The organism is Streptomyces luteosporeus, assembly GCF_039532865.1.
Lineage (GTDB): Bacteria > Actinomycetota > Actinomycetes > Streptomycetales > Streptomycetaceae > Streptomyces > Streptomyces luteosporeus.
Genome location: NZ_BAAASL010000008.1, coordinates 34,614 through 58,190, shown reverse-complemented (window position 1 = coordinate 58,190; position 23,577 = coordinate 34,614). Strand labels below are relative to the sequence as shown.

General features: G+C 73.2%; 21 protein-coding genes and 1 tRNA gene. 13 read left to right on the top strand and 9 right to left on the bottom strand.

The annotated features are described in order from the left end of the window. Positions 1 to 4: 4 nt before the first annotated feature. The 4 genes from ABD361_RS12090 to ABD361_RS12075 all read right to left on the bottom strand — a co-directional run bounded on the left by ABD361_RS12090 (position 5) and on the right by ABD361_RS12075 (position 4,485). Positions 5 to 904 carry an S-methyl-5'-thioadenosine phosphorylase gene (locus tag ABD361_RS12090; RefSeq protein WP_344435033.1) on the bottom strand — a complete coding sequence of 300 codons (900 nt, stop codon included), beginning with the start codon at positions 902 to 904 and terminating at the stop codon, positions 5 to 7. Positions 905 to 1,018: 114 nt separating this feature from the next. Next, complete coding sequence (locus tag ABD361_RS12085; protein ID WP_344435031.1) at positions 1,019 to 1,315, bottom strand: FmdB family zinc ribbon protein; 297 nt, start codon at positions 1,313 to 1,315, stop codon at positions 1,019 to 1,021. A 66-nt stretch (positions 1,316 to 1,381) separates the two neighbouring features. Beyond that, positions 1,382 to 2,668 (bottom strand): MFS transporter, encoded by a 1,287-nt coding sequence (locus tag ABD361_RS12080; RefSeq protein WP_344435029.1) that lies wholly within the window; start codon positions 2,666 to 2,668, stop codon positions 1,382 to 1,384. A gap of 281 nt (positions 2,669 to 2,949) precedes the next feature. Beyond that, positions 2,950 to 4,485 carry a potassium/proton antiporter gene (locus tag ABD361_RS12075; protein ID WP_344435310.1) on the bottom strand — a complete coding sequence of 512 codons (1,536 nt, stop codon included), beginning with the start codon at positions 4,483 to 4,485 and terminating at the stop codon, positions 2,950 to 2,952. 330 nt (positions 4,486 to 4,815) lie between these two features. Between ABD361_RS12075 and ABD361_RS12070 the strand changes: the two genes are divergently transcribed. Further along, entirely contained in the window at positions 4,816 to 7,746 is a 2,931-nt protein-coding gene (locus ABD361_RS12070; RefSeq protein WP_344435028.1) for a penicillin acylase family protein, read from the top strand. 3 nt (positions 7,747 to 7,749) lie between these two features. Here the strand turns inward: ABD361_RS12070 and ABD361_RS12065 are convergent, their stop codons facing one another. Continuing rightward, positions 7,750 to 8,358, bottom strand: a complete 609-nt coding sequence (locus ABD361_RS12065; protein WP_344435027.1) for a 5-formyltetrahydrofolate cyclo-ligase — start codon at positions 8,356 to 8,358, stop codon at positions 7,750 to 7,752. 81 nt (positions 8,359 to 8,439) lie between these two features. Here ABD361_RS12065 and galU point away from each other — a divergent pair, with 81 nt between their 5' ends. The 8 genes from galU (at position 8,440) to ABD361_RS12025 (ending at position 15,703) form a co-directional block, all read left to right on the top strand. Then, positions 8,440 to 9,342, top strand: coding sequence for a UTP--glucose-1-phosphate uridylyltransferase GalU (gene galU, locus ABD361_RS12060; protein ID WP_344435026.1), 903 nt, complete (start codon positions 8,440 to 8,442; stop codon positions 9,340 to 9,342). A 4-nt stretch (positions 9,343 to 9,346) separates the two neighbouring features. Beyond that, entirely contained in the window at positions 9,347 to 10,687 is a 1,341-nt protein-coding gene (gene glp / locus ABD361_RS12055; protein ID WP_344435025.1) for a molybdotransferase-like divisome protein Glp, read from the top strand. Positions 10,688 to 10,772: 85 nt separating this feature from the next. Beyond that, positions 10,773 to 11,267: a cyclic pyranopterin monophosphate synthase MoaC gene (gene moaC / locus ABD361_RS12050; RefSeq protein ID WP_344435024.1), complete on the top strand. Its 495-nt coding sequence runs from the start codon at positions 10,773 to 10,775 to the stop codon at positions 11,265 to 11,267. Continuing rightward, positions 11,264 to 11,770: a MogA/MoaB family molybdenum cofactor biosynthesis protein gene (locus ABD361_RS12045; protein WP_344435023.1), complete on the top strand. Its 507-nt coding sequence runs from the start codon at positions 11,264 to 11,266 to the stop codon at positions 11,768 to 11,770. Before moaC ends, ABD361_RS12045 begins: the two co-directional genes overlap by 4 nt. Further along, entirely contained in the window at positions 11,767 to 12,384 is a 618-nt protein-coding gene (locus ABD361_RS12040; RefSeq protein ID WP_344435022.1) for a GNAT family N-acetyltransferase, read from the top strand. Before ABD361_RS12045 ends, ABD361_RS12040 begins: the two co-directional genes overlap by 4 nt. Positions 12,385 to 12,532: 148 nt before the next feature. Continuing rightward, positions 12,533 to 13,573 carry a divisome protein SepX/GlpR gene (sepX, locus tag ABD361_RS12035; RefSeq protein WP_344435021.1) on the top strand — a complete coding sequence of 347 codons (1,041 nt, stop codon included), beginning with the start codon at positions 12,533 to 12,535 and terminating at the stop codon, positions 13,571 to 13,573. Between the two features lie 90 nt (positions 13,574 to 13,663). Beyond that, positions 13,664 to 13,737: transfer RNA gene (locus ABD361_RS12030), tRNA-Ala, on the top strand. Positions 13,738 to 14,191: 454 nt separating this feature from the next. Then, positions 14,192 to 15,703 carry a hypothetical protein gene (locus tag ABD361_RS12025; protein ID WP_344435020.1) on the top strand — a complete coding sequence of 504 codons (1,512 nt, stop codon included), beginning with the start codon at positions 14,192 to 14,194 and terminating at the stop codon, positions 15,701 to 15,703. Between the two features lie 167 nt (positions 15,704 to 15,870). Here the strand turns inward: ABD361_RS12025 and ABD361_RS12020 are convergent, their stop codons facing one another. After that, positions 15,871 to 18,048, bottom strand: coding sequence for an alpha-N-acetylglucosaminidase (locus tag ABD361_RS12020; RefSeq protein ID WP_344435019.1), 2,178 nt, complete (start codon positions 18,046 to 18,048; stop codon positions 15,871 to 15,873). A gap of 219 nt (positions 18,049 to 18,267) precedes the next feature. Here ABD361_RS12020 and ABD361_RS12015 point away from each other — a divergent pair, with 219 nt between their 5' ends. From ABD361_RS12015 to ABD361_RS12005, 3 genes are read left to right on the top strand one after another with little or no spacing between them, the layout of a single operon-like run. Beyond that, positions 18,268 to 18,903: a hypothetical protein gene (locus ABD361_RS12015; RefSeq protein ID WP_344435018.1), complete on the top strand. Its 636-nt coding sequence runs from the start codon at positions 18,268 to 18,270 to the stop codon at positions 18,901 to 18,903. 39 nt (positions 18,904 to 18,942) lie between these two features. Then, complete coding sequence (locus ABD361_RS12010) at positions 18,943 to 20,175, top strand: sensor histidine kinase (protein ID WP_344435017.1); 1,233 nt, start codon at positions 18,943 to 18,945, stop codon at positions 20,173 to 20,175. A 37-nt stretch (positions 20,176 to 20,212) separates the two neighbouring features. Continuing rightward, positions 20,213 to 20,722 carry a DUF1269 domain-containing protein gene (locus ABD361_RS12005; protein WP_344435016.1) on the top strand — a complete coding sequence of 170 codons (510 nt, stop codon included), beginning with the start codon at positions 20,213 to 20,215 and terminating at the stop codon, positions 20,720 to 20,722. A 110-nt stretch (positions 20,723 to 20,832) separates the two neighbouring features. On the opposite strand, the gene ABD361_RS12000 is transcribed toward ABD361_RS12005, so the two are convergent. After that, positions 20,833 to 21,330, bottom strand: coding sequence for a GNAT family N-acetyltransferase (locus ABD361_RS12000; protein ID WP_344435309.1), 498 nt, complete (start codon positions 21,328 to 21,330; stop codon positions 20,833 to 20,835). Between the two features lie 42 nt (positions 21,331 to 21,372). On the opposite strand from ABD361_RS12000, the gene ABD361_RS11995 reads away from it, so the two are divergent. Next, positions 21,373 to 22,170, top strand: coding sequence for an exodeoxyribonuclease III (locus ABD361_RS11995; protein ID WP_344435015.1), 798 nt, complete (start codon positions 21,373 to 21,375; stop codon positions 22,168 to 22,170). A gap of 247 nt (positions 22,171 to 22,417) precedes the next feature. Here ABD361_RS11995 and ABD361_RS11990 read toward each other — a convergent pair whose 3' ends face one another. Both ABD361_RS11990 and ABD361_RS11985 read right to left on the bottom strand, forming a co-directional pair. Next, positions 22,418 to 22,552: a hypothetical protein gene (locus ABD361_RS11990; RefSeq protein ID WP_344435014.1), complete on the bottom strand. Its 135-nt coding sequence runs from the start codon at positions 22,550 to 22,552 to the stop codon at positions 22,418 to 22,420. Between the two features lie 258 nt (positions 22,553 to 22,810). Continuing rightward, positions 22,811 to 23,437: a MerR family transcriptional regulator gene (locus ABD361_RS11985; protein WP_344435308.1), complete on the bottom strand. Its 627-nt coding sequence runs from the start codon at positions 23,435 to 23,437 to the stop codon at positions 22,811 to 22,813. Positions 23,438 to 23,577 lie beyond the last annotated feature (140 nt).

The window sequence follows — 23,577 nt, the reverse complement described above, 5'->3', positions numbered from 1 at the left end:
GCGCCTACGGCAGCTCGATCCCCAGGTCCCAGCCCTCGTGCGCCCGCACGCACAGGCAGGCGCGGTCCTCCGTCTTCGGCAGGGCCGCCACCGCGTCGAACAGCACCTCGCGCAGCCGGTCCACGTTCTGCCCGAAGACCCGCAGCACCTCCTCGTGCGAGACGCCCTCGCCCGTCTCCGCGCCCGCGTCCAGGTCGGTGACCAGCGACATCGACGTGTAGCAAAGGCCCAGCTCGCGCGCCAGGACGGCCTCCGGGTGCCCGGTCATGCCCACCACCGACCAGCCCTGCGCCGCGTGCCAGCGGGACTCCGCCCGCGTCGAGAAGCGCGGGCCCTCGATGACCACCATCGTGCCGCCGTCGACCGGCTCCCAGTCCCGCCCGCGCGCCGCCGCGAGCGCCACCGCGCGGCCCGTGGGGCAGTAGGGGTCCGCGAAGGTCATGTGCACGACGTTGGGCACGTTGCCGTCCGCCAGCACCTCGCCGTCGAAGAAGGTCTGCGCGCGGCTCTTGGTGCGGTCCACCAGCTGGTCCGGCACGAGCAGCGTGCCCGGCCCGTACTCCGCCTGCAGGCCGCCCACCGCGCAGGGGCCCATCACCTGGCGCACGCCCACTGCGCGCAGCGCCCACAGGTTGGCCCGGTAGTTGATGCGGTGCGGCGGAACGCTGTGCCCGCGCCCGTGCCGGGGCAGGAAGGCCACCCTGCGGCCCGCCAGCTCACCGACGAACAGCGAGTCGCTCGGTGCGCCGTAGGGGGTGCGTACCGTGACCTCGGTCACGTCGTCCAGGAAGGAGTAGAACCCCGACCCCCCGATGACACCGATCTCCGCCGTCACGGCCGGATCCGTCGCGGCGACCGCCTCTGCCGCCGCCTCCGCCGCCTGTGCTGCGCTCGTGTCGACCATACGATCACACTAACCGTCCGGCCCTGGCCGGACACGACGAAGCCCGGCACGACGAAGCCCGCCGCCTCGGGCAGGGGCAGCGGGCTTCGGAGGGTGCGCCAGGGGGCGACGGGGTCAGGCAGCCGAGCTGCTCGACGAGGACGAGGACGAACCCGACGTCGAGGACGTCGAGGACGACGAGCCCGACGTCGCCGAAGAGGACGCCTTCGTCGCAGGAGTGCTGCTCGACGTCGAACCGCGGCTGTCGTTGCGGTAGAAACCGGAGCCCTTGAAGACGATGCCGACCGCGGAGAACACCTTCTTCAGGCGTCCGTTGCACTGCGGGCACTCGGTCAGGGCGTCATCCGTGAACTTCTGCACCGCCTCGAGGCCTTCGCCGCACTCGGTGCACTGGTACTGGTAAGTCGGCACTTGCTCCTCCTGGCACTCTCACTCATTGAGTGCTAACGACGCTCCATAGTGCAGTATTCCGGTCCGTCAGTCCACCGCAACGGGCTCACGGTGACCGACCCCACGCGCCGCGACCAGCGACCCGCCCCGCGGGGTGAGCGCCTTGCGCAGCGCCAGCAGGACCACCAGGGCCACGGCCGTGCCGCCCAGCGGCACCAGGAAGCCGGTGCTCGCGTCGTGGGCGTCGATCAGGCGGCCGCCCACGGTGGCGCCGGCGGCCTGGCCCAGGCCGACCGCACCGGTCAGCCAGGTGAAGGCCTCGGTGCGGGCGCCCGCCGGGACCAGCTGCTCGACGAGCGTGTAGCCGGTGATCAGCGAGGGCGCGATGCACAGGCCCACGACCAGGCCGAGCGCACCGAGCAGCACCATGGAGTGCGCCGCCCACAGCGGGGTGGTGGCCAGCACCAGGGCCGGGTAGGCCAGCAGCAGCCGGCGCTGCGGGGTGGCCTTCCAGGCGATCAGGCCGCAGGCGATGCCAGCGGTCATGTTGCCGGCGGCGAAGGCGCCGTACATCAGGCCGTTCAGGCCGGGCTCGCCCATGGCCTTGGTGAAGGCGGTCATGGACACCTGCATGCCGCCGAAGACGGTGCCGATGCCCAGCATGACGACCGCCAGCACCCGTACGCCGGGCACCGACAGGGCGGAGACGCGCTTCTCGCCGGCCTCGGCGGCACCGGCCGCGGCGCGGCCGTGCTCGGGCTGGGTGCGGCGCTGGGCGGCGAAGAGCAGGCCGCCGACGAGGGTCAGCGCGGCCTCGGCGATCAGGCCGGCGGCCGGGTGGACGCCGGTGCACAGGGCGGTGGCCAGGACGGGGCCGATGACGAAGGTGAACTCGTCGGTGACGGACTCGAACGCCGCGGCCGTCGCCATCAGCGGCTGACCGCTCAGCCGGGCCGCCCAGCGGGCCCGCACCATCGGGCCGATCTGCGGGGTGGACGCGCCCGCGGGTACGGCGGCGGCCAGCAGCGCCCACAGGGGCGCGTGCCCGAGGGCCAGCGCCGTGAGCAGGGAGATCGCGGCCGCGTGCACGACGACGCCGGGCAGGAGCACGGCGGCCTGCCCGAAGCGGTCGGCGAGCTTGCCGCTCTGCGGGGCGAACAGGGCCATCGCCACGCCCGCCGTCGCCGAGACGGTGCCGGCCGTGCCGTAGGAGCCGGTGGTGTGGTTGACCAGCAGCAGGATGCCGATCGTCAGCATCGCGAACGGCTGCCGCGCCAGGAAGCCGGGGAGCAGGAACGACAGCGCGCCGCGCGTGCGCAGCAGACTGCCGTACCCGGGACGGGCCCCGGTGGTGTCCTCGACCGTGGTCGCCACGGTCCGCGCCTTTCCGCCGCCTGGTAGCACGCCCCGGACGGGAGGGAAACCCAACGGAGCGCGCCGAGAGCTGTCCTCTCGCGCAGGACCGTGGTAGATACCGATGTGGCCGCCTCCTGCGGCCACGGCCGCCGTGCGGTCGCGCCAGCTCTGCATCAGGCAGAGTTGGTTCGGTGTTTTCGGGAATTCACTCGCGTGACGCACCGGGGCCCCGGGCGGACGTGCCGCGGTCGGGCAGGGCCGCCGAGGCGTGCCGATACGCACGCGAATAGGTGGATAGCTTACTTAACCAACTTCTTCTTTACCAGACCCCACTTTGCTCCGGCCTTTGCTCCGGGCTTCGCAGCCGCCGCTCCGGACTTCCCGGCCGCGCCATCCGGGGCCGGGGCGGAGCCCAGCCAGCCGGCCAGCTTGCCGCCCTCGGAGACCGCGCGCAGCCGCCGCTCGGCGGCGTCGCGCACCGGGTCCGTGGCCACGACCAGCAGCTCGTCGCCGCGCCGCAGTACGGTCGCGGGGCCGGGGACGAAGCTGGAGCCGTCCCGGACGACCAGGGTGACCGCGGCGCCGGCGGGCAGCCGCAGCTCCGAGACCTCCACGCCGTGCATCTTCGACTCCTCGGGCACCGCCACGGACAGCAGGTGCCCGCGCAGCCGCTCCAGCGGCGCCGACTCGATGCCCAGGTCCTGCGGCTCGCTCTCGCCGAGGTCCAGGCGGCGGGCCAGCCACGGCAGGGTCGGCCCCTGGACCAGGGTGTAGACGATCACCAGCACGAAGACGATGTTGAAGATCCGGCGGCTGTCGTCGACCTGGGCGACCATCGGGATGGTGGCCAGCACGATGGGCACCGCGCCGCGCAGGCCCGCCCACGACAGCAGGGCCTTCTCCTGCCAGGGCGTACGGAAGGGCGCCGTGCTCAGCAGAACGGACAGCGGCCGGGCCACCATGGTCAGCACCAGCCCCACCACCAGCGCGGGGACGATGTCGTCGCCGAGCTCGTGCGGGGTGACCAGCAGGCCGAGCAGGACGAACATGCCGATCTGGGCGATCCAGCCGAGCCCCTCGGCGAAGCCGCGGGTGGCCGGCCAGTGGGGCAGCTTGGCGTTGCCGAGGATCAGCGAGGCCAGGTAGACGGCGAGGAAGCCGGAGCCGTGGGCGAGCGCGCCGGCCGCGTAGGCGGTGACGGCGAGGGCCATCACGGCGATCGGGTAGAGGCCGGAGGCGGGCAGGGCCACGTGCCGCATCGTGTAGGCGCCCAGCAGGCCGATGGCGAGGCCGGCGGCGGCGCCGATGGCCAGTTCCAGGGCGATCTTGCCGAGCAGCAGGTACCAGTGGTCGACCGGGCCGGCGGCGGAGAAGGCCACCACCAGGATGACGACGGGGGCGTCGTTGAAGCCGGACTCGGCCTCCAGGACGCCGGTGAGCCGGGCGGGCAGCGGGACGTTGCGCAGGACGGAGAAGACGGCGGCGGCGTCCGTGGAGGACACGACGGCACCGATGATCAGGGACTGGCGCCAGTCGACGCCGGCGAGGTAGTGCGCGGCCGCGGCGGTCACGCCGACGCTCACCGCGACGCCCGCGGTCGACAGGACGGCGGCGGCCGGCAGGGCCGGTTTGATCTCGTGCCACTTCGTGCCGAGACCGCCCTCGGCGAGGATGACGACCAGGGCGGCGTAGCCGATGACCTGGGTGAGGCCGACGTCGTTGAAGGAGACGCCGATGCCGTCCTGCCCGATGGCGACGCCGATGCCCAGATAGATGAGCAGACTGGGGAGCCCGCTGCGCGAGGAGATGCGTACCGCCGCGACCGCCACGAGCAGGACGAGCGAGCAGATCAGCAGGAGTTCGTTGAGGTGGTGGACAGTCAGGGGCCGGTCCTTTCACGAGGGGTGGGACGGATGGCTGCCACGGGACGCCGGGCGCACCGGCTTCGTCGCGTTTCGGCCGAAACGTTCCTCCAGATCTGGAAGCAGGTCATGAACACGAGGAAGTTAATTTCCTCATCTAATATTTTACGGGTTCTTGACGCCGGGTCCTCGCGCCGGCGGTCCCCGAGTGGTTCATGAACGGCACCGCGTCCGGGCCTCCGCCGCCCTGCGCCTATGGTTGCTTCCAGCATTCCAGGACCACCTGCCCCTCTAAGGACAGCGATGCCCGCCAACAAGAACGGCCCCGGCAAGAAGAAGAAGGGGCGACGCGCCCGCCTGCTCGTGATCACCATCGTGCTACTGCTCGTGGCGGGCGTCGCCTTCGGCGCGTACTGGAGCGTCAGCACCGTGCGGGCCTCCTTCCCGCAGACCGAAGGCACCCTGCAGCTGAAGGGTCTTTCGGGGCAGGTGAAGGTGGCCCGTGACGACCACGGCATTCCCCAGATCTACGCCGACAGCGCCGAGGACCTCTTCCGCGCCCAGGGCTTCGTGCACGCCCAGGACCGCTTCTGGGAGATGGACGTGCGCCGGCACCTGACGGCCGGCCGCCTCTCGGAGATGTTCGGCTCGGGCCAGGTGGAGACCGACGCCTTCCTGCGCACCATGGGCTGGCGCCGCGTCGCACAGCAGGAGTACGACACCAAGCTCTCGCCGGCGACGAAGAAGTACCTGCAGGCGTACGCCGACGGTGTCAACGCCTATCTGAAGGACCACAAGGGCAAGTCGCTGTCCGTCGAGTACGCGGCCCTGTCCTTCCAGAACGACTACGAGCCCGAGCCCTGGACGCCGGTCGACTCCGTCGCCTGGCTCAAGGCGATGGCCTGGGACCTGCGCGGCAACATGCAGGACGAGATCGACCGCTCCCTGGCCTCCTCCCGGCTGAAGCCGGAGCAGATCGAGGACCTGTACCCGGCGTACCCGTACGACCGCAACAAGCCCATCGTCGAGGGCGGCGCGGTCGACAACGGCAAGGCCTACGACCCCAAGGGCGGCGCCGCGGCCGGTGCCGCCGGCGCCCAGGCCGGCGGCAACGCCCAGAGCGGTGCCGCCGGCGGCGCGGGCGCCACCGGCGGGCTGCGCAGCAGCCTGGCCTCCCTGTCGAGCAGCCTGGAGAAGGTCCCGGCGCTGCTGGGCCCGAGCGGCAACGGCATCGGCTCCAACTCCTGGGTGGTCTCCGGCAAGTACACGACGACCGGCAAGCCGCTGCTGGCCAACGACCCGCACCTCGCCCCGCAGATGCCCTCGCTGTGGTACCAGGTGGGCCTGCACTGCAACACCACCGGCCCGCAGTGCCCCTTCGACGTGGCCGGCTACTCCTTCTCCGGCATGCCGGGCGTGGTCATCGGCCACAACAAGGACATCGCCTGGGGCATGACCAACCTGGGTGCCGACGTCTCCGACCTGTACCTGGAGAAGGTCACCGCCGACACCTACCTCTACGACGGCAAGCAGGTGCCCTTCACCACCCGCAAGGAGACCATCAAGGTCGCGGGCGAGGACAGCCGCGAGATCACCGTCCGCGAGACCAACAACGGCCCGATCGTCTCCGACCGCAACGACGAGCTCGTCAAGGTCGGCGAGAAGGCGCCCGTGAAGGACCCGGCGCCCGACCGCGCCGAGGGCTACGCGGTGGCCCTGCGCTGGACCGCCCTGGACCCGGGCAAGACCATGGACGGCCTGTTCGCGCTGGACCAGGCGGGCGACTTCGCCGCCTTCCGCAAGGCCGCGGCCGACTTCGAGGTCCCCTCGCAGAACCTGATCTACGCCGACACCAAGGGCAACATCGGCTACCAGGCCCCCGGCCGCATCCCCGTCCGCGGCGGCGCCAAGGCCGGCGAGAGCGAGGCGCAGGCCGGCACCGCCACCGGTACGGCCGGTACGGGCGCGGGCACCACCGGCACCGGTCTGCCGAAGACCGACATCAACGGCGACGGCAAGATCGACGCCAAGGACAGGCCGAAGAGCGACGAGCAGGCCGCCGCCCCCGACGGCCGCCTCCCGGCCCCCGGCTGGGACCCCGCCTACCGCTGGACCGGCTGGGTGCCGCAGACGGCACTGCCGTGGGACTACAACCCCGAGCGCGGCTACATCGTCACCGCCAACCAGGCCGTCGCCGACAAGAACTACCCGTACCTGCTCACCCAGGACTGGGGCTACGGCGCGCGCAGCCAGCGGATCAACGACCTCATCCAGTCGAAGATCAAGGACGGGGGGAAGATCTCGACCGAGGACATGCAGAAGATGCAGATGGACAACACGAGCGAGATCGCCCGTCTGCTGACGCCCTACCTGCTCAAGATCAACGTCAAGGGTGCCAACGAGCGCGAGACCAAGTACGTCCGCGAGGCGCAGAAGCTGCTGAAGGACTGGGACTACACCCAGGAGCCGGACTCCGCGGCCGCCGCCTACTTCAACGCCGTCTGGCGCAACACCCTCAAGCTGGCCTTCGGCAACAAGCTCCCCAAGGAGCTGCGCGTGAAGGACCAGTGCCTGCGGGTGCGCCCGGCCGGCGGCTCGGGCCCCCAGGAGGACCTCAGCGGCCGCACGCCGCTGGTCGTCGAGTGCGGCGAGCGCGAGCCGGGCAACGCGCAGCCCGACGGCGGCGACCGCTGGTTCGAGGTCGTCCGCAAGATCCTCGACAAGCCCGACAACGACTGGTGGAAGACGCCCGGCACCCGCCTGACGCCGGGCGCGAAGAACCGCGACGAGCTGCTGGCGCAGGCCATGACCGACGCCCGCTGGGAGCTGACCTCCAAGCTCGGCAAGGACGTCACCCAGTGGAGCTGGGGCCGCCTGCACCAGCTGAACCTGAAGAACCAGACCCTCGGCAAGGAGGGCCCCGGCATCGTCCAGTGGATGCTCAACCGCGGGCCCTGGAACCTCGGCGGCGGCGAGGCCGCCGTCAACGCGGCGGGCTGGAACGCGGCCGGCGGCTACGACGTCGTGTGGGTGCCGTCCATGCGGATGGTGGTCAACCTCGCCGACTTCGACAAGTCGCGCTGGATCAACCTCACCGGCGCCTCCGGCCACGCCTACAACGAGCACTACTACGACCAGACCGACAAGTGGGCCAAGGGCGAGCTGCTGCCGTGGGCCTACGGCGCGGACGCGGTCAAGAAGGCGGGCGGCCCGGTGCTGACCCTCAAGCCGTAGGCGTCAGGGCCTGCCGAAACGGCGCACCCCGCCAGGGGTGACCACCGCGTGCACGGGGTGGTCGTGCGGTTCCATGGGGACCTGCGCGACCACCTCGTCGTCGTAGAGGAGGACCACGCGCGCCGGATCGGCGCCCGCCCGGTCCAGCCGGGCCAGCACCCGGTCGTACGAGCCGCCGCCGCGGCCCAGCCGCAGGCCCCGCTCGTCGACCGCCAGGCCCGGCAGCAGCACGGCGTCGGCCCGTGTCACCGCCTGGGGCCCCAGCCGCTCGCCGTCGGGCTCCAGCAGGCCCTTGGCGGCCCGCACCAGGTGCCCGGCCCCCCGGTAGGGCGCCCAGTCGAGATCGTTGTCGGGCAGCAGGACCGGCAGCAGCACCCGCGTGCCCCGCGCGCGCAGCGCGTCCAGCAGGGCACGGGTGCCCGGCTCGGTGCCCACCGAGACGTAGGCCGCCACCGTACGAGCCCGGGCCAGCTCGGGCAGCGCGAGCGCCCGGCGCGCCAGCTCCGCCTCGCGCTCCCGGACGTCATCGCTGGTCAACGTGGCCCTCGCCGCGAGGAGCGCACGGCGCAACCCGGCCTTGGTACCGTCGGGGAGATGTGCTGACCCGCTCATGTTTCCTGTGCACTCCTTGTAGGGGGACATACTCGGCTGAGTCACATCTTCCGCCCAATCTCAACGGATAGTGTTCGGCCCATGACTCACTCGCGCCCTCGGATCAGCAAGGCTGTCATCCCTGCCGCCGGGCTCGGTACCCGTTTCCTTCCGGCCACCAAGGCCACGCCCAAGGAAATGCTGCCGGTCGTGGACAAGCCGGCGATCCAGTACGTGGTGGAGGAGGCCGCCCTCGCCGGACTGTCGGACGTCCTGATGATCACGGGCCGCAACAAGCGCCCGCTGGAGGACCACTTCGACCGCAACTACGAGCTCGAGGAGGCCCTGCGCCGCAAGGGCGACGACTCCCGGCTCGCGAAGGTCCAGGAGTCCAGCGAGCTGGCCACCATGCACTACGTGCGCCAGGGCGACCCCCGGGGCCTGGGCCACGCGGTGCTGTGCGCCGCGCCGCACGTGGGCGACGAGCCCTTCGCCGTCCTGCTCGGCGACGACCTGATCGATTCGCGCGACCCGCTGCTGTCGCGCATGGTCGACATCCAGCGCAAGCACGGCGGCAGCGTGATCGCGCTCATGGAGGTCGACCACGCCCAGATCGGCCTGTACGGCTGCGCGGCCGTCAAGCCCACCGACGTCGCCGACGTCGTCGAGGTCACCGGCCTGGTCGAGAAGCCCGACCCCGACGAGGCGCCGAGCAACTACGCCGTCATCGGCCGCTACGTCCTGGACCCGGCCGTCTTCGACGTCCTGCGCGAGACCCCGCCCGGCCGCGGTGGCGAGATCCAGCTCACCGACGCCCTGCAGGCCCTGGCCGCCGAGCCGGGCCTGGGCGGGCCCGTGCACGGCGTGGTCTTCACCGGCCGCCGCTACGACACCGGCGACCGTGGCGACTACCTGCGTGCCATTGTCAGACTGGCGTGCGAACGTGAGGACCTGGGACCGGAGTTCCGGTCATGGCTTCGACGGTTCGTCACCGAGGAGATGTAGCGCCTTGAGCAGCAGCGCCGGCGGCACCACCACGGCCACCGACCCCGACGCGGCGGACGAGGGCCGCACGTGGTCGGTGCAGGAGCACCTGGACGACATCCTGGCGAGGATCCGCCCGCTGGAGCCGATCGAGCTGCAACTCCTCGACGCCCAGGGCTGCGTGCTCGTCGAGGACGTCACCGTCCCGGCCGCCCTGCCCCCCTTCGACAACAGTTCCATGGACGGCTACGCGGTGCGCGTCGCCGACGTGGCGGGGGCCAGCGAGGAGTTCCCGGCGGTGCTCACCGTCGTCGGCGACGTCGCGGCGGGCAGCAGCGAGCTGCCCGCCGTGGGCCCCGGCGAGGCCGCGCGCATCATGACCGGCGCCCCGCTGCCGCCCGGCGCCGAGGCCGTCGTCCCCGTCGAGTGGACCGACGGCGGCACGGGCGGCGCGCCCGCCGACGCCATGACCGCCGGCGAGGAGGAGGCGGGCGGCGAGGTCCGCGTGCACCGCCCCGCCGCCGCCCGCGCCCACGTCCGCGCCCGCGGCAGCGACGTGGCCGCCGGCGAGATCGCCCTGAGCGCCGGCACCGTCCTGGGCCCCGCCCAGATCGGCCTGCTCGCCGCCATCGGCCGCGCCACCGTGCCCGTACGGCCCCGCCCCCGCGTGGTGGTGCTCTCCACCGGAAGCGAGCTCGTGCCGCCCGGCGAGCCGCTGGCCACAGGGCAGATCCACGACTCCAACAGCTTCATGCTCACCGCCTGCGCCCGCGACGCCGGCGCCATCGCCTACCGCGTCGGCGCCGTCGACGACGACGCCGCCTCCTTCCGCGCCACCTTGGAGGACCAGCTGGTGCGCGCCGACGCCGTCGTCACCACCGGCGGCGTCAGCGTGGGCGCCTACGACGTCGTCAAGGAGGCCCTCACGCAGCTCAGCGGCGAGGAGGGCAGCGTCGCCTTCCGCCGGCTGGCCATGCAGCCCGGCAAGCCCCAGGGCTTCGGCCGCCTCGGCCCCGACGGCATCCCGCTCTTCGCCCTGCCGGGCAACCCCGTCAGCGCGTACGTCTCCTTCGAGCTGTTCGTCAGACCCGCCCTGCGGGCCCTGATGGGGCTCGCGCCCGCCGCCGGGCGGGAGCCGGTGCGCGCCCGCCTGACCTCCCGCGTCGCCTCCTCGCCCGAGGGCCGCCGCCAGTACTTGCGGGGAAGCTACGCCGACGGGAAGGTCGCCACGGTCGGCGGGTCCGGCTCGCACCTGGTCAAGGCGCTCGCCGACGCCAACGCCCTCGTCGTCGTCCCCGAGGAGACCACCTCCCTGGCCGCGGGCGCCGAGGTGGACGTGATCCTTCTGGACCGCGGCGCCTCCTGACGCCGCAGCGCCGCGACGCCGTCCCTCTGCGACCGCCCGCGGGGCGGGTACGGTGGCTGCCCACAGGCACCGGACCGGGAGAACGATGAGCAGCGGCCAGGAGCACCTCACCCATCTCGACGCCACGGGCGCGGCCCGCATGGTCGACGTGTCGGCCAAGGAGGTCACGGCCCGCACCGCCCGCGCCAGCGGACGCGTGCTGGTCTCCCCGCGGGTGGTCGCCCTGCTGCGCGGCGAGGGCCTGCCCAAGGGCGACGCCCTCGCCACCGCCCGCATCGCCGGGATCATGGGCGCCAAGCGCACCCCCGAGCTCATCCCGCTGTGCCACCCGCTCGCCCTGTCCGGCGTGAGCGTCGATCTGACGGTCGCCGACGACGCGGTCGAGATCAGCGCCACCGTGCGCACCACGGACCGCACCGGCGTGGAGATGGAGGCCATGACGGCCGTCTCGGTCGCCGCGCTGACCGTCGTCGACATGGTCAAGGCCGTCGACAAGGCGGCCGTCGTCACCGACATCCGCGTGGAGGAGAAGACCGGCGGCAAGTCCGGCCGTTACGTGCGCGAAGGCGGCGCGCGGTGAGCCGGCGGGCCCTGGTCGTCACCGCCTCGAACCGCGCGGCCGCCGGGGTCTACCCCGACAAGGGCGGCCCGCTGCTCGCGGCCGGTCTCACGGCCCTCGGCTTCGCCGTCGACGGCCCCCGCGTCGTGGCCGACGGCGAGCCCGTGGCGGCCGCCCTGCGCGAGGCCCTCGCGGGCCCCGAGCCGTACGACGTGATCGTCACCACCGGCGGCACCGGCCTCTCGCCCACCGACCGCACCCCGGAGGCCACCCGGCAGGTGCTCGACTACGAGGTCCCCGGCATCGCCGAGGCCATCCGCGCCGAGGGCCTGGCCGCGGTGCCCACCGCGGCGCTCTCCCGGGGCCTGGCCGGCGTCGCCGGCCGCACCCTGGTGGTCAACCTGCCGGGCTCCACCGGCGGCGTACGCGACGGGTTGGCCGTCCTGGGGCGGCTGCTGGTGCACGCGGTCGACCAGATCCACGGCGGTGACCACCCGCAGCCACCCACGGGTGCCCCTGCATGAACGTCTGGCCGGTCGAGCTCGCGGACGGCGACGTGGCCCTCCGCCCCATAAGGCTGCGCGACCAGCGCGCGTGGCGCGAGGTGAACCGGCGCAACCGCGACTGGCTGCGCCCCTGGGAGGCGACCGTCCCCCCGCCGCCGCCCGGCGCGCCCCCCGCCCAGCGGCCCACGTACCGGCAGATGGTCCGTCACCTGCGGGCGGAGGCGCACGCCGGGCGGATGCTGCCGTTCGTGATCGAGTACCGCGGCGAGCTGGTCGGCCAGCTGACCGTCGCGGGCATCACCTGGGGCTCGATGTGCTCGGCCCACATCGGCTACTGGGTCGACGAGGCCGTCGCCGGCCGGGGCGTGATGCCCACCGCAGTCGCCCTGGTCGTCGACCACTGCTTCCGCACCGTCGGGCTGCACCGGGTCGAGGTGTGCATCCGCCCCGAGAACCTGCCCAGCCGGCGCGTGGTGGAGAAGCTCGGCTTCCGCGAGGAGGGGCTGCGCCCGCGCTACCTGCACATCGACGGGGCCTGGCGCGACCACCTCGTCTACGCGCTGACCGCGGACGAGGTGCCCGAGGGGCTGCTGGCGCGCTGGCACCGTTCGCGCACCTCCCCCCAGAAATGAATAAGCGAATAAGCGTTCGAATTTCTGGTCGGAAACGAGAGTTGCGGCCTCAACAAATCACAAAAAAAGTTCGAGATATGAGCCGGTTCGTGCGACACACCGCGCCAATTGGCGGAATCCCCCGTGCGTACCCCTCTACCGTGTGAGGGTGAGCAGCAGCGGCCTGATCTACGCAGTCATCGTCGGGGCATGGGCCGCCTACTTGGTGCCGATGTGGCTCCGTAGGCAGGACGAGCTCAACGAGGCCCGTCCGACGGAACGCTTCAGCACGGCCATCCGGTTGTTGTCCGGACGGGCGGGCATGGAGCGCCGTTACGCCAAGGACCTCGAAGAGCGCGTCTCCACGGAGGCGCCGGGCCCGGTGGAGCCGGAGCCCCGGGCGAGCGAGCCGGACGCGGCGACCAAACAGGTCGACGTCCGGTCCTTCGCCGCGCCCGAACCCGCCGCCCCGGCGGCGCCCGCCCCCGCGGCGAGCGCTCCCGCGGCGAGCGCCCCGGCACCCGCCGCGCCGCCGTCCGCGAGCGCGGCCGAGCGCGCCCGCCGCTCCAAGGTCCTCGCCCGCCGCCGGCGCACCACGGTGCTGCTCTTCGTCGCCTTCACCCTCGGCGCGGTCGTCGCCGGCGTCGGCGGCCTGGCCCTGCTGTGGGTCCCGGCCGTGCCGGCCGCCCTGCTGAGCGCCTACATCTGCTACCTGCGGGTGCAGGAGCGGCGGCGGTTCGCCTTCACCATGGACCAGCGCCGCGCCGAACAGGCCGCCCAGCGGCTGAAGGAGGGCGCCCGCCGCGCGGCCGCGGAGCCCCCGGAGGCCGCGGCGGACGCGTCCACCGCCGCTGACACCGTTGTCCACCGCCCCGCGCCGGCCGCCCCGCCCTCCCGCGGCGCCGCCCACCGGGCCCTGGTCGAGCAGACCGACCACGCCGAGTGGGTCGACCAGCAGCGCGACCGCGGCACGGGCGCCGGCTGGGAGCCGGTGCCGGTGCCCCTGCCCACGTACGTCTCCGCGCCGGTCGCCCCCCGGGCGGGCGGCGGCGCCGGCGACGCCTGGAGCTCGGCGCGCTCCTCCGCCGCCGAACCCGCGGCCGAGGAGCGCCGCGCTGCCCGCTCCCGCCGCCGCCCCCGCGAGCGCGGCCGCACCCCCCTCTTCGACCAGTACGCCGACGACGACCGCCCCCGCGCCGCCAACGAGTGACCCGCGCCACTGTCCCGCCGCCCGCACCGACCAGCGGGGATCGGATTTCCTGGCAGGCCGATCGGGATGCTAGAGTTTCACTCGTTGCAAGGGCCTGTGGCGCAGTCCGGTAGCGCACCTCGTTCGCATCGAGGGGGTCAGGGGTTCAAATCCCCTCAGGTCCACAACACAGCCGTTCCCCACCGGAAGGGGATGGCGACGAAGATCCCGTCCGATCTGATTGATCGGGCGGGATCTTTGCGTTTTCCGGGGGTCTTTCGGGCTGGCGTCGCCTGCTGCCGGCTCCCGATCGGGAACCCCCGGCGGTGCGTGGCGAGTTGGGCCCGGAATGATTGAACGCGCGACTTATTAAACCTTGTTGCACAAATTGTGATCCAGATCATGTTTCTCCCGGTAGAGAAACGGTTCTGCGGGCGCGGTGGCGCATGGCACGATCATCCGGATCGCTGATCGCGACGATCTCGCGCAGCACGGCGATCACCTTTCTTCCCCTTCCCCTTGCCGTGTGATGCGGCCCGGTGGCTTCGCGCTGCCCGGAGCCGCCCCCACCTCACGCTCACGAGGACGAATTTGCGCAAGCCCATCAGATACGCCAGATACGCCGCTGTTTTACCTGCTTTGACCGCCGTCTCCCTGTTCGCCACAGGGTGCTCGGCAGGCAGCCCGTCCGCCGCCCGCAACGCCGCTGACGCCGAGCCCGTCGCCGCCACCGCACCGCAGCTCGCGGTGGCCGCCGCACCCGCTGGGGCCGGCGCGCCCAGCGCGGTGGCCCGCCCGTCCGGCAGCACGTCCGGGGGCGACCTGCCCAAGGCCGTGAAGTCCGGGCTCAAGGTCGCCTCGTTCGACCAGCGCAGCGGACGCGCGGTGCTCTCCGGTGCCACGGCACCCGCCCCCAAGGGCAAGGCGTCTGACGCGCCGTCGGGCAAACCGTCCGACAAGTCGTCGGGCAAGGCCAAGGGCATCGCGCCGCAGGCGCCGTCCGGTGCCAACCCGACCACGCCGTCGTCCGCGGAGCCCTCCGCGGCGCCGAAGAACGGCGTGGCCGTCGGTGACGTCATCGCCAGCGCGCCCGCGCCCGGCGCACCCCACGGTGTGCTGGCCAAGGTCACGCAGGTGCTGGGCACCACCGACAAGGGCACCGAGGTCAACACCGCCCCGGCCACCCTCGACGCCCTCCTCGGCGCCTCCGAGGCCAAGGGCGACGTGCCGGTCGACCCCTCCACCGTGAAGGTCGAGCCCCTCGTCCCGAACGTGAAGGTCTCCTGGACCAAGCCCGGCGGCGTCCACGTCGGCCCGCAGGGCGCCAAGGTGCCGCTGGGCAACCTGCGGCTGGACGTGGGTGCCTCCATACCCACGCCCAAGGGCTCGCCCGTCACCGCCGAGGCGTCGGCGTCCGGATTCGTCCAGCTGGCCCCCGAGGTCGAGTTCGCGTACAGCGGCAAGGGCGTCGGCTCCAGCGGCGGCCCCGGCACCGCGTCCCTGGCCCTGTCCGGCAACTGGTCCTCCCAGTGGGAACTGCGCGGCCAGGCCGCCGCCACGACGGCGGACAAGCCGCTGCGGCTGCCGTTCGCCAAGCTGCACGCCGACCCGGTCGTCCAGGTCGGACCCGTGCCGGTCGTCATCAACCTCGACCTCACCTGCTACCTGCAGGTCGACGCCGACGGAAAGATCGGCGTCGAGGTCAAGCAGGACATGAAGGGCGACTTCAAGGTCGGCGGCGCCTACACCTGGGGCAAGGGCTGGAGCGGCGTCAGCAAGGCCGACATGACCGCCAGCCCCGTGCGGGCCACGGCCACGGCCTCCGGCCGCGTCAAGGCCACGCTCGGCGCCGAGGCGTCCGTCGGTCTGTACGGTGCGGTCGGCGTCAGCGCCAACCTCGCGCCGTACCTGCGGGCGGAGGCCGAGGGCAGCGCCACGGCCGCCAGCGACGGCTCGGCGTCGGCCACGGGCAAGTGGGCGGCGTACGGCGGCGTCGATCTGACGGGGGCGCTGTCGGCGCACCTGAAGATCTTCGGTACGCCGGTCTTCGAGCGGAGCCTTCCCTTCGACATCCTGCACCGTGAGTGGAAGCTTGCGGGTGGGGAGGGGACGGTCAGCCGGGCGGCTGGCGCCGGTTCGAAGAAGCGGTAGTCCTTTTGCCGTTGGCTTGGGCGGGGTTCGGGTTTCTTTCCGGGCCCCGCCCTTGTGGTTTCCGCGGGGTGGTGCACGTCCGTGGGTCGGCTTGTGCCCACCCGTCCCTCCCCCAGCTACCGCTGGGAGGTGCCCCCAGCGGGACGATTGCCCACAAGCGGGGCGGGTTACAGGCGCGACGCCACCGTTCTCGCCAAGGGGACGATGTCGCCTTGTGGGCGGGTGCGGGTTGTCGGGGGGTTTTGGAGCCAGCGGGATTCGACGGTGTACCAGTCGATGGGGTTCGGGTCGCGGTCGTTCGTCAGGGATGCCGTCAGTTCGTCGAAGTACGTCTTCCAGCGCAGCCGGTACAGCCCGCCCACCAGGCCCGACCATTCGCGGTTGGCGTAGTCGTGCAGTTTGCCGCCGTCCGCCGCGGGGCGGGGGCCCCAGACCGTCAGCAGGGTCAGGGCGTCCGCCTGCAGTTGGTCGCGTTCGGCGTCCGTCGTGCCCCAGGCGCGGGCGGCCGCGGTCCAGCGGCCCAGCAGGTGGCGTTCGTCGGTGGCGACGACGGAGTCCAGCAGGTCCATCCAGTCCAGCCATTGCCGGGTCAGGGCCGCGAAGCGCTCGTGGTCGCGGTCCTCGTAGGCCGCTTTGATGCGCGGCAGCAGCAGCCGGCTGCGGTTGGCGATGCACTGGCGGGTGACGTCGACGAGGTCGGTGCGGTAGGCGGTGCTGCCGCGCAGGGCGGGGGCGACCGACAGCAGGGCCGGCAGGGCCTTGTCGAACTCGGCGGCGTCGTAGCGCAGGGCGCGCGGCGACCAGGTCGCGCCGCGGTCGGCGGTGAGGGCGGGACGGGCGCCGAAGAGGCCGTCGGCCTGTTCGCTCCAGCTGTCGGCGCGCGAGGTGCCGTACGCGGTGCGGCGCAGGACGTCCCACGCGCGGGCGGCACCGGCGTCGTGGGCGCCGTAGCGGGTGACGGCCCACTGGCCGAACCACGCGTCGAGCCGCACCGGGCCGTCCGTCCAGGCGAGGTCGGAGAAGAGGGCGAGGGCGGCGGGGTCGTTGTCGGCGGCCTCGGGCATCACGGCGATGCCGCGCAGGGCGCTGCCCGGCTTGGTGCGCCAGCGGTGGTAGAGGGCGGCCCAGTCGGGGGCGTTGGCGCCCAGTGCGGTGTGGCCGCCGAAGTTCCAGATGGTGCCGAAGGCGTAGGGGGCGCCGCCCCAGTCCGCTTCCCGGTCGGTGACGTGGGGGAAGCGGTCGGAGATGCCGTCGAGGACGAGGATCCGGGTGTGGTCGACGGCGTCGACGATCTCGCGCCGGGGGTTGCGCTGCCAGCCGAGGATGGCCCAGACGGCGTCGGGGTGGGCGGTGCGCAGGGCCTTCTCCACGGCCCGGGCGGCGTCGCCGACGGGCACGTCGCCGGGGGTGCCGCCCTCGTGCAGCAGGTCCATCTTGTACATGGACGTGGCCCCGTACAGCTCTTGTTGCACCCGGTAGAAGGTGCGGGCGACGGCGGCGAAGCGGGGGGTGCGCGGGTCGAGCCAGTCCGGGCGGTCGAAGCCGCCCCAGTCGCCCTGCGGGACGGTGCGCGCCCCGGGGTTGCGGCGGGCGAAGTCCGGGGGGACGGTGCCGAAGTAGCCGGGCAGCACGGGGGTCATGCCGAGCTCGCGCAGGCGCCGGACGATGCGGCGGGCGAGGGCGGTGCGGCGCTCCAGCAGATGGGTGGAGACCGGGCCGCCGAAGGCGGACATGTTCTGCATGAGCCACCAGGGCTGGTGGGCGGGCCCGGGAACCCACCGGCGGATCTCCGCGTCGCTGTAACCGTGTTCGATGAAAGTGCGGTGGTAGACGGCGTCGGCGCCTGCGTAGACCAGGACCTCGTTGAAGCCGTGCAGGGCGAGGACGTCGATCTCGCGTTCCCAGTAGTCCCAGTCGTGGTACGGGCCGGTGTAGCCGTCGTTGGTGTCGTTGAGGACGAAGCGGTGGGCGACGTTGGCCGTGCCGGTGACCGGGGTGCGGGCCGCGGGGAGGCGGGCGGGCAGCGCCGTCTGCTCGCCGCGCCAGGAGACGTGGGCGTGCGCCACCTGCCGCAGGTAGTGGTGGAAGCCGGTGAGCTGGACGGCCGGTGTGGTGCCCTCGACGACGATGCGGCCCGCGTCGCCGGTCACCCGGAACGTATCGTGCCCGCCGCGGCGGGCCACGGTACGGAAGGCGACCTGGTGGTGATGGCGGGGCAGCAGCCGGGCGAGCGCGGCCGCGGCGGCCCCGGCCGGGGCCGCGCCGGCGGTCCCCGCGCCGGTCGTGCCGAGCGCGGCGGAGCCCGCGAGGGCGGCGCCGAGGAGCGTACGACGGGCGATGGGCATGGCTGACCTCCACCGTGGCGCTGCGGCGGCCGCCGGGCGCGCGGCCGGCCGGCGCGGACGACCGGGCCGCGATCCTATGAGCCGGCGCGGGAATCCGGTCAAGGGCACGGGCGCCGAACCAGCCACGCCGGTTACATTTGGCACGAATGGCCCCGCGGACCGCTCTCGACCTGCTAAAGCCGCCCCCGTCCCACCGGCCCCGACGGCATGAGGAACCCCGTGCGCTCACTCCTCGCGACGCCCGGCACGGTGTCCCTCCTCGCCGTGGCCCTGCTGGCCTGGCCGCTCGCCGGGTGCGCCGAGCCCGGCGGCCTGCAGGTCGCCGGCCCGGCCGGCACCCCGCCGGCCACGGCGGGCGCCGTCTACGTGCTGGAGGGGCCGGGGCAACCCCTGCTGCGGCGCCCGGCGTCCTTGACGGCGAGAGGCGGCCCCGGGCGCGGGGTGCGGCTGAGCGGGCTGCGCTGGCGGTCCTGGGGCGGGCCGACGGCCGAGGCGACGGGCACGGCGACGGAGGTCCTCACCGGCACGGCGCCCGGCACGGTGCCGGGCGCGGCTTCACGTACGACCGGCACGACAGGTACGACCGGCACGACAGGTGCCGCAGGCATGACAGGCACGACAGGGACGGGCGCGACAGGTACGACGACGGGGACGGTCCCCGGGCGGTGGCGGGTGCGGGTGGTGCTCGCCGGCCTGGTCCGGCAGGAACGTTCCTCCTATTACGGGCGGGCCACCGTCGTCCTCCTGGACGCCGCCCCCGGCCCGGGCCCCGCCAAGGGCCCCGAGGAGCTGCGCGACCTGCGGCTCTTCGTCCCCGCCGAGCACCGGGAGCCGTACGGCCCGGCGCCCTGGTAACCGACCGAGTCGATCGTCAGCCGAGGAGACCACGAGCCGATGGGCCTGCGCACGAAGATCGGGGTGGCGATCACCGCCACCGCCGCACTGGTCGCCGTCCTCATCGGCCTCGTCGTCCACCACCGCACCGCGCGCACCCAGCTGGAGACCGCGCGCGAGACCATGGACCAGCGGCTCGTCGCCGCCGCCGAGGACCACGTCGCGGGCGTCGACCGCTCCCGCGTGATCATCAACCCCGACCGGATGCCCGCACCGCTGCGCCGCGCCGTCGACGACGGCAAGCGCGCCACCTACCTCGACCGCTCCGGCGACGCGCCCGTCCTGTGGGCCGGCATGCGCTCCGGCGACGACGTGATCGTCCTGCGGCACTCCTACCGCAAGCAGGTGCGCGACCTTCAGCAGCTCGACGAGGTGCTGTGGCTCGCCGGCGGCGCCGGCACCGCCGGGGCCTGCCTCGTCGGCATCGGCCTCGCCACCGTCGCCGGGCGCCGGCTCAACGCCTCCGCCCGCACCGCCGAGGCCATCGCCGACGGCGACCTGACCGCCCGCCTCGCGCCCCGCGGCGGCAAGGACGAGATCGCCCGCCTCATCCACGCCGTCAACACCATGGCCGACGCCCTCGCCGCCCGCCTGCAGGACGAGCGCGAGGTCACCGCCAACATCGCCCACGAACTGCGCACCCCCGTCGCCGGGCTGGTCGCCGCCGCCGAACTGCTGCCCGACGGCCGGCCCGCCGAGATGGTGCGCGAACGCGCCCAGCGCGTGCGCTCCCTCGTCGAGGACGTCCTGGAGGTCGCCCGCCTCGACGCCGACGCCGAACGCGCCGACACCGACGTGCGCGCGCTCGGCGAACTGACCCGGCGGGCCGTACGGGCCGCCACCGCCGGCGACCCGGCGCACGCCGCCGGCGTCCGGGTCGTCCGCGACTGCCTGGTCGAGACCGACGCCCGCCGCGTCGAACGCATACTCGCCAACCTCGTCAGCAACGCCTTCCGGCACGGCGCCGGCCCGGTCGTCGCCGAGGTCGACGGCGGCCTCGTGCACGTCACCGACCGGGGCCCCGGCTTCCCCGAACCCCTCCTCGCCCACGGGCCGCAGCGCTTCCGCACCGGATCGGGCGCCGGCCTCGGCCTCGGGCTGACCATCGCCACCGGCCAGGCCAGGGTCCTCGGCGCCCGGCTGACCTTCACCAACGCGCCCGGCGGCGGCGCCCGGGCCACGCTCGACCTGACCGCCGCCGTGCGCGAGGCTCCGCCGGAAGACGGCGACTGACGTGCGCGGCGGGCCCGCAGGCCCAAGAGTGGAAGCCGTGAACGACAACGTCCTCTTCCTGAGCGTCCACAGCCCCGCCAAGGGCCACAAGGCCCTGGACGCCCTGCGCCGCGCCCACGCAGACGGCGAGATCTCCCTGCGCGAGGGCACCGTCATCGCCCGGGACGCCGAGGGCACCCTCGACTTCCCCGACGCCGTCGACGACACCGGCACCGGGCAGGCCTTCGCCATGGGCGGCATCCTCGGCGGACTCCTCGGCATCCTCGGCGGCCCGCTCGGCGTGATGATCGGCTTCGGCGCGGGCGGCCTGATCGGCGGCATGCACGAGGCCCGGCAGGCCACCGCCTCCAACGCCGCCCTGGAGATGCTCGCCGCGGAGGTGCCCCCCGGCAGCACCGTGCTGATGGCCGAGGTGCGCGAGGAGGACCCCGGCCCGGTCGACCGCGCCCTCGCCCCCTACGGCCAGGTCCGGCGCTACCCGGCCGAACGCGTACGGGCGGAGGTGGAGGAAGCCATCGCGGCGGGCCACGGCAAGGCAGCGGGCTGAGCGCCCCGAAGGGGCGCGGGGAACTGCGCGACAAGCCACGACGCGCCCGCAGGCGGGGTGGTGCGTCGGCTGCGGACCGTCGGTGGCCGATCGCGCAGTTCCCCGCGCCCCTATGGGGCGCCTCCGCGCCCCAGCCGCTTGGCGAAGCACCGGCTGGAGTCGTAGTCGCGGTACAGCCCGAACTTCGGCACGGCCGGCCGGTAGCCGCTGGAGAGGTACAGCGCGATGGCCTCCGGCTGCCGGTCGCCCGTCTCCAGCACCATCCGGATGCGTCCCGCCGCGAGCGCGTCCGCCTCCAGCGCGGCCAGGATCCGGCGCGCGAGCCCCAGCCCGCGCGCCCGGGGTATCACGTACATCCGCTTGAGCTCGGCGTCCCCGTCCGCGTACCCCTCGCCGTTGCGGTCCATCGCCCGCCACCCGCCGGTGGCCACCGGCAGGCCCTCGGGGTCGTACGCGATGAGATACAGGCCACGTGGCGGGGCGAAGTGCTCCGCGTCCAGCGGCGTGCGATCACCCTCGCCGCCGTACCGCAGGGCGTACTCCACCTGCACTTCGTCGGCCAGCTTCACCGCGTCGGGGTGGTCGTAGGCGACCGGGACGATCGTCATCTCCATTCCGGGATGGTAGGACTGCGCGGGTATGGTGCCTTGGTGCTGACCGTAACCTCCGCAAATGTGAACGGTCTGCGTGCCGCCGCGAAGAAGGGCTTCGTGGAGTGGCTGGCGCAGACCGAGGCCGACGTCGTCTGCCTCCAGGAAGTCCGTGCCGAGCCCCACCAGCTGCCCGACGAGGTCCGCGACCCCGCCGGCTGGTACGCCCACCACGCCCCGGCCGCCGCCAAGGGCCGCGCCGGCGTCTCGGTGTACTCCCGCCGCGAGCCGGACGCGGTGCGCACCGGCTTCGGCTCGGCCGAGTTCGACGGCTCCGGCCGCTACCTGGAGATCGACCTGCCCGGGGTGACGGTCGCCAGCCTCTACCTGCCCTCCGGCGAGGTCGGCACGGAGCGGCAGGACGAGAAGGAACGCTTCATGGGCGAGTTCCTGCCGTACCTGGTCGGCCTCAAGGCCCGCGCCGCCGCCGACGGCCGCGAGGTCCTGGTCTGCGGCGACTGGAACATCGCCCACACCGAGGCCGACCTCAAGAACTGGAAGGCCAACCGCAAGAGCGCCGGCTTCCTCCCCGAGGAGCGCGAGTGGCTCACCAAGGTCTTCGAGGAGTACACGGACGTCGTCCGCCGCCTGCACCCCGGCGTCGACGGCCCCTACTCCTGGTGGTCCTACCGCGGCCGCGCCTTCGACAACGACTCCGGCTGGCGCATCGACTACCACGTCGCCACGCCCGGCCTGGCGGAGCGCGCCCTGAAGGCCCATGTGGAACGCGCCGCGACCCACGCCGAGCGCTGGAGCGACCACGCGCCGGTGACGGCGGTGTACGACTTGTGGGGTTAGCGGTACGCGGGGTGGCCGGGGAGCGCTAGCTTGAGCCTGGCCGTCGGGGCCTATTGGCGATGGGCCCCGCCTGTCAGGCCCCTCGATGCCGCCATTCGCAGCGATCGGGGGGCATTTGCGCTACCGTGAAATGGCTCCTCCCGCAGGAGCAGAAAGGCCCGCCACGGGTGGCTGGTAACCATCCCGTGACGGGTGTGCACCGAAGCGGTTTGACCGTACGGGGCCTACCGGTTATAGGCCCCGCCGGTCATGCCTTTCCGGCGAGGTACAGAGTCAGCGTGATGACGGCGACGATCAGTTCGAGCCAGTGGCTCACGGTCGTCGCCCACCGCTTCCCCTTCTCCCAGTCGATCGGCGGCTTCGGCTTTTTGTGCCTCGACACGACAGCGCCTTCCCCTTCGGATCGGAGGCTCGCCGGTTGCGAGGCTCCTCGAAGGGGCCTGGAGCAGCGGCGGCGACGGCCGCCGCGCCCAAGACCCCTGGCTGGAGCCTCGGAACGCGACGAACCGACCCGTGGAAAGGTGCTTTGTCGTGGCACAAGCAATGCCAACATATCGACTGGCATCCCAATCGCACGCCGTTTGCAGGAGTTTGGCGGTGTGAGGGGTGTGTCAGGGGAGCGCAACGACCGCCGTGCGCCTCACTCCCGACCCCCCGCACTCACCTGGCGGTCCATCGCCAGCGCGAACTCCGCCTCCACCAACGCCCGGGCCACCGGCCGGAGTCGGTACAGCTCGTCCGGCGCGTGAGTGCGTACCAGCGTGGTGAAGAGGCCCGCCAGCGCGTCCGCGTGCTCCCGTGCCTCGCGGGCTGCCGTCAGGACGGCGGCCAGGGGGATGCCCGCCCGGACCAGGGTCGTCGACGCGTCCAGCAGGCGACGGCTGACGTGGACGAGGGTCTCGCCGTCCACCGCCAAGTAGCCGATCTCCAGGGCCGCTGCGAGGTTTTCCGGGGTGACCTCGCCCGCGAAGCGGTCGGCGAGTTCCTCCGGGGTGAGGCGGACGACGGGTTCCTCGGACCAGCGGGGGCCCACGCCGAGGAGTTCGGCGACGTCGCGGCCGGACTCGAAGGCCGTGAGCAGTTCGGCGATGCCGTCGAGCGTGTGGCCGCGGGCGAGCAGGGCGGCGATCGCGCGCAGGCGGGTGAGGTGCCGGTCGTCGTACCAGGCGACGCGGCCCTCGCGGCGCGGTGGTGGCAGGAGCCCGCGTTCGCGGTAGAAGCGCAGGGTACGGACCGTGATCCCGGCCGTTTCGGCCAGTTCGGCCATCCGGTACTCGCGTTCGTCGTTCGGCACGCGGGCAGCCTACGTGCGACCGGCGGTAACGACCCTGCCGCAGAGCCCTATCGCTCGGCCGGGTCCCTGGCCTACCCTCCCGACTGTGCCAGTGAACGCTGGCACAGTCGAGC

What these genes read in the sequence shown, in the direction of transcription:
- ABD361_RS12040 (WP_344435022.1), top strand. Translation starts at nt 11,767, where the DNA reads ATGAACGTCTGGCCGGTCGAGCTCGCGGACGGCGACGTGGCCCTCCGC.
- ABD361_RS12065 (WP_344435027.1), bottom strand. Translation starts at nt 8,358, where the DNA reads ATGAGCGGGTCAGCACATCTCCCCGACGGTACCAAGGCCGGGTTGCGC.
- ABD361_RS12070 (WP_344435028.1), top strand. Translation starts at nt 4,816, where the DNA reads ATGCCCGCCAACAAGAACGGCCCCGGCAAGAAGAAGAAGGGGCGACGC.
- galU (WP_344435026.1), top strand. Translation starts at nt 8,440, where the DNA reads ATGACTCACTCGCGCCCTCGGATCAGCAAGGCTGTCATCCCTGCCGCC.
- ABD361_RS12020 (WP_344435019.1), bottom strand. Translation starts at nt 18,048, where the DNA reads ATGCCCATCGCCCGTCGTACGCTCCTCGGCGCCGCCCTCGCGGGCTCC.
- ABD361_RS12010 (WP_344435017.1), top strand. Translation starts at nt 18,943, where the DNA reads ATGGGCCTGCGCACGAAGATCGGGGTGGCGATCACCGCCACCGCCGCA.
- ABD361_RS11985 (WP_344435308.1), bottom strand. Translation starts at nt 23,437, where the DNA reads ATGGCCGAACTGGCCGAAACGGCCGGGATCACGGTCCGTACCCTGCGC.
- moaC (WP_344435024.1), top strand. Translation starts at nt 10,773, where the DNA reads ATGAGCAGCGGCCAGGAGCACCTCACCCATCTCGACGCCACGGGCGCG.
- ABD361_RS12090 (WP_344435033.1), bottom strand. Translation starts at nt 904, where the DNA reads ATGGTCGACACGAGCGCAGCACAGGCGGCGGAGGCGGCGGCAGAGGCG.
- ABD361_RS12000 (WP_344435309.1), bottom strand. Translation starts at nt 21,330, where the DNA reads ATGACGATCGTCCCGGTCGCCTACGACCACCCCGACGCGGTGAAGCTG.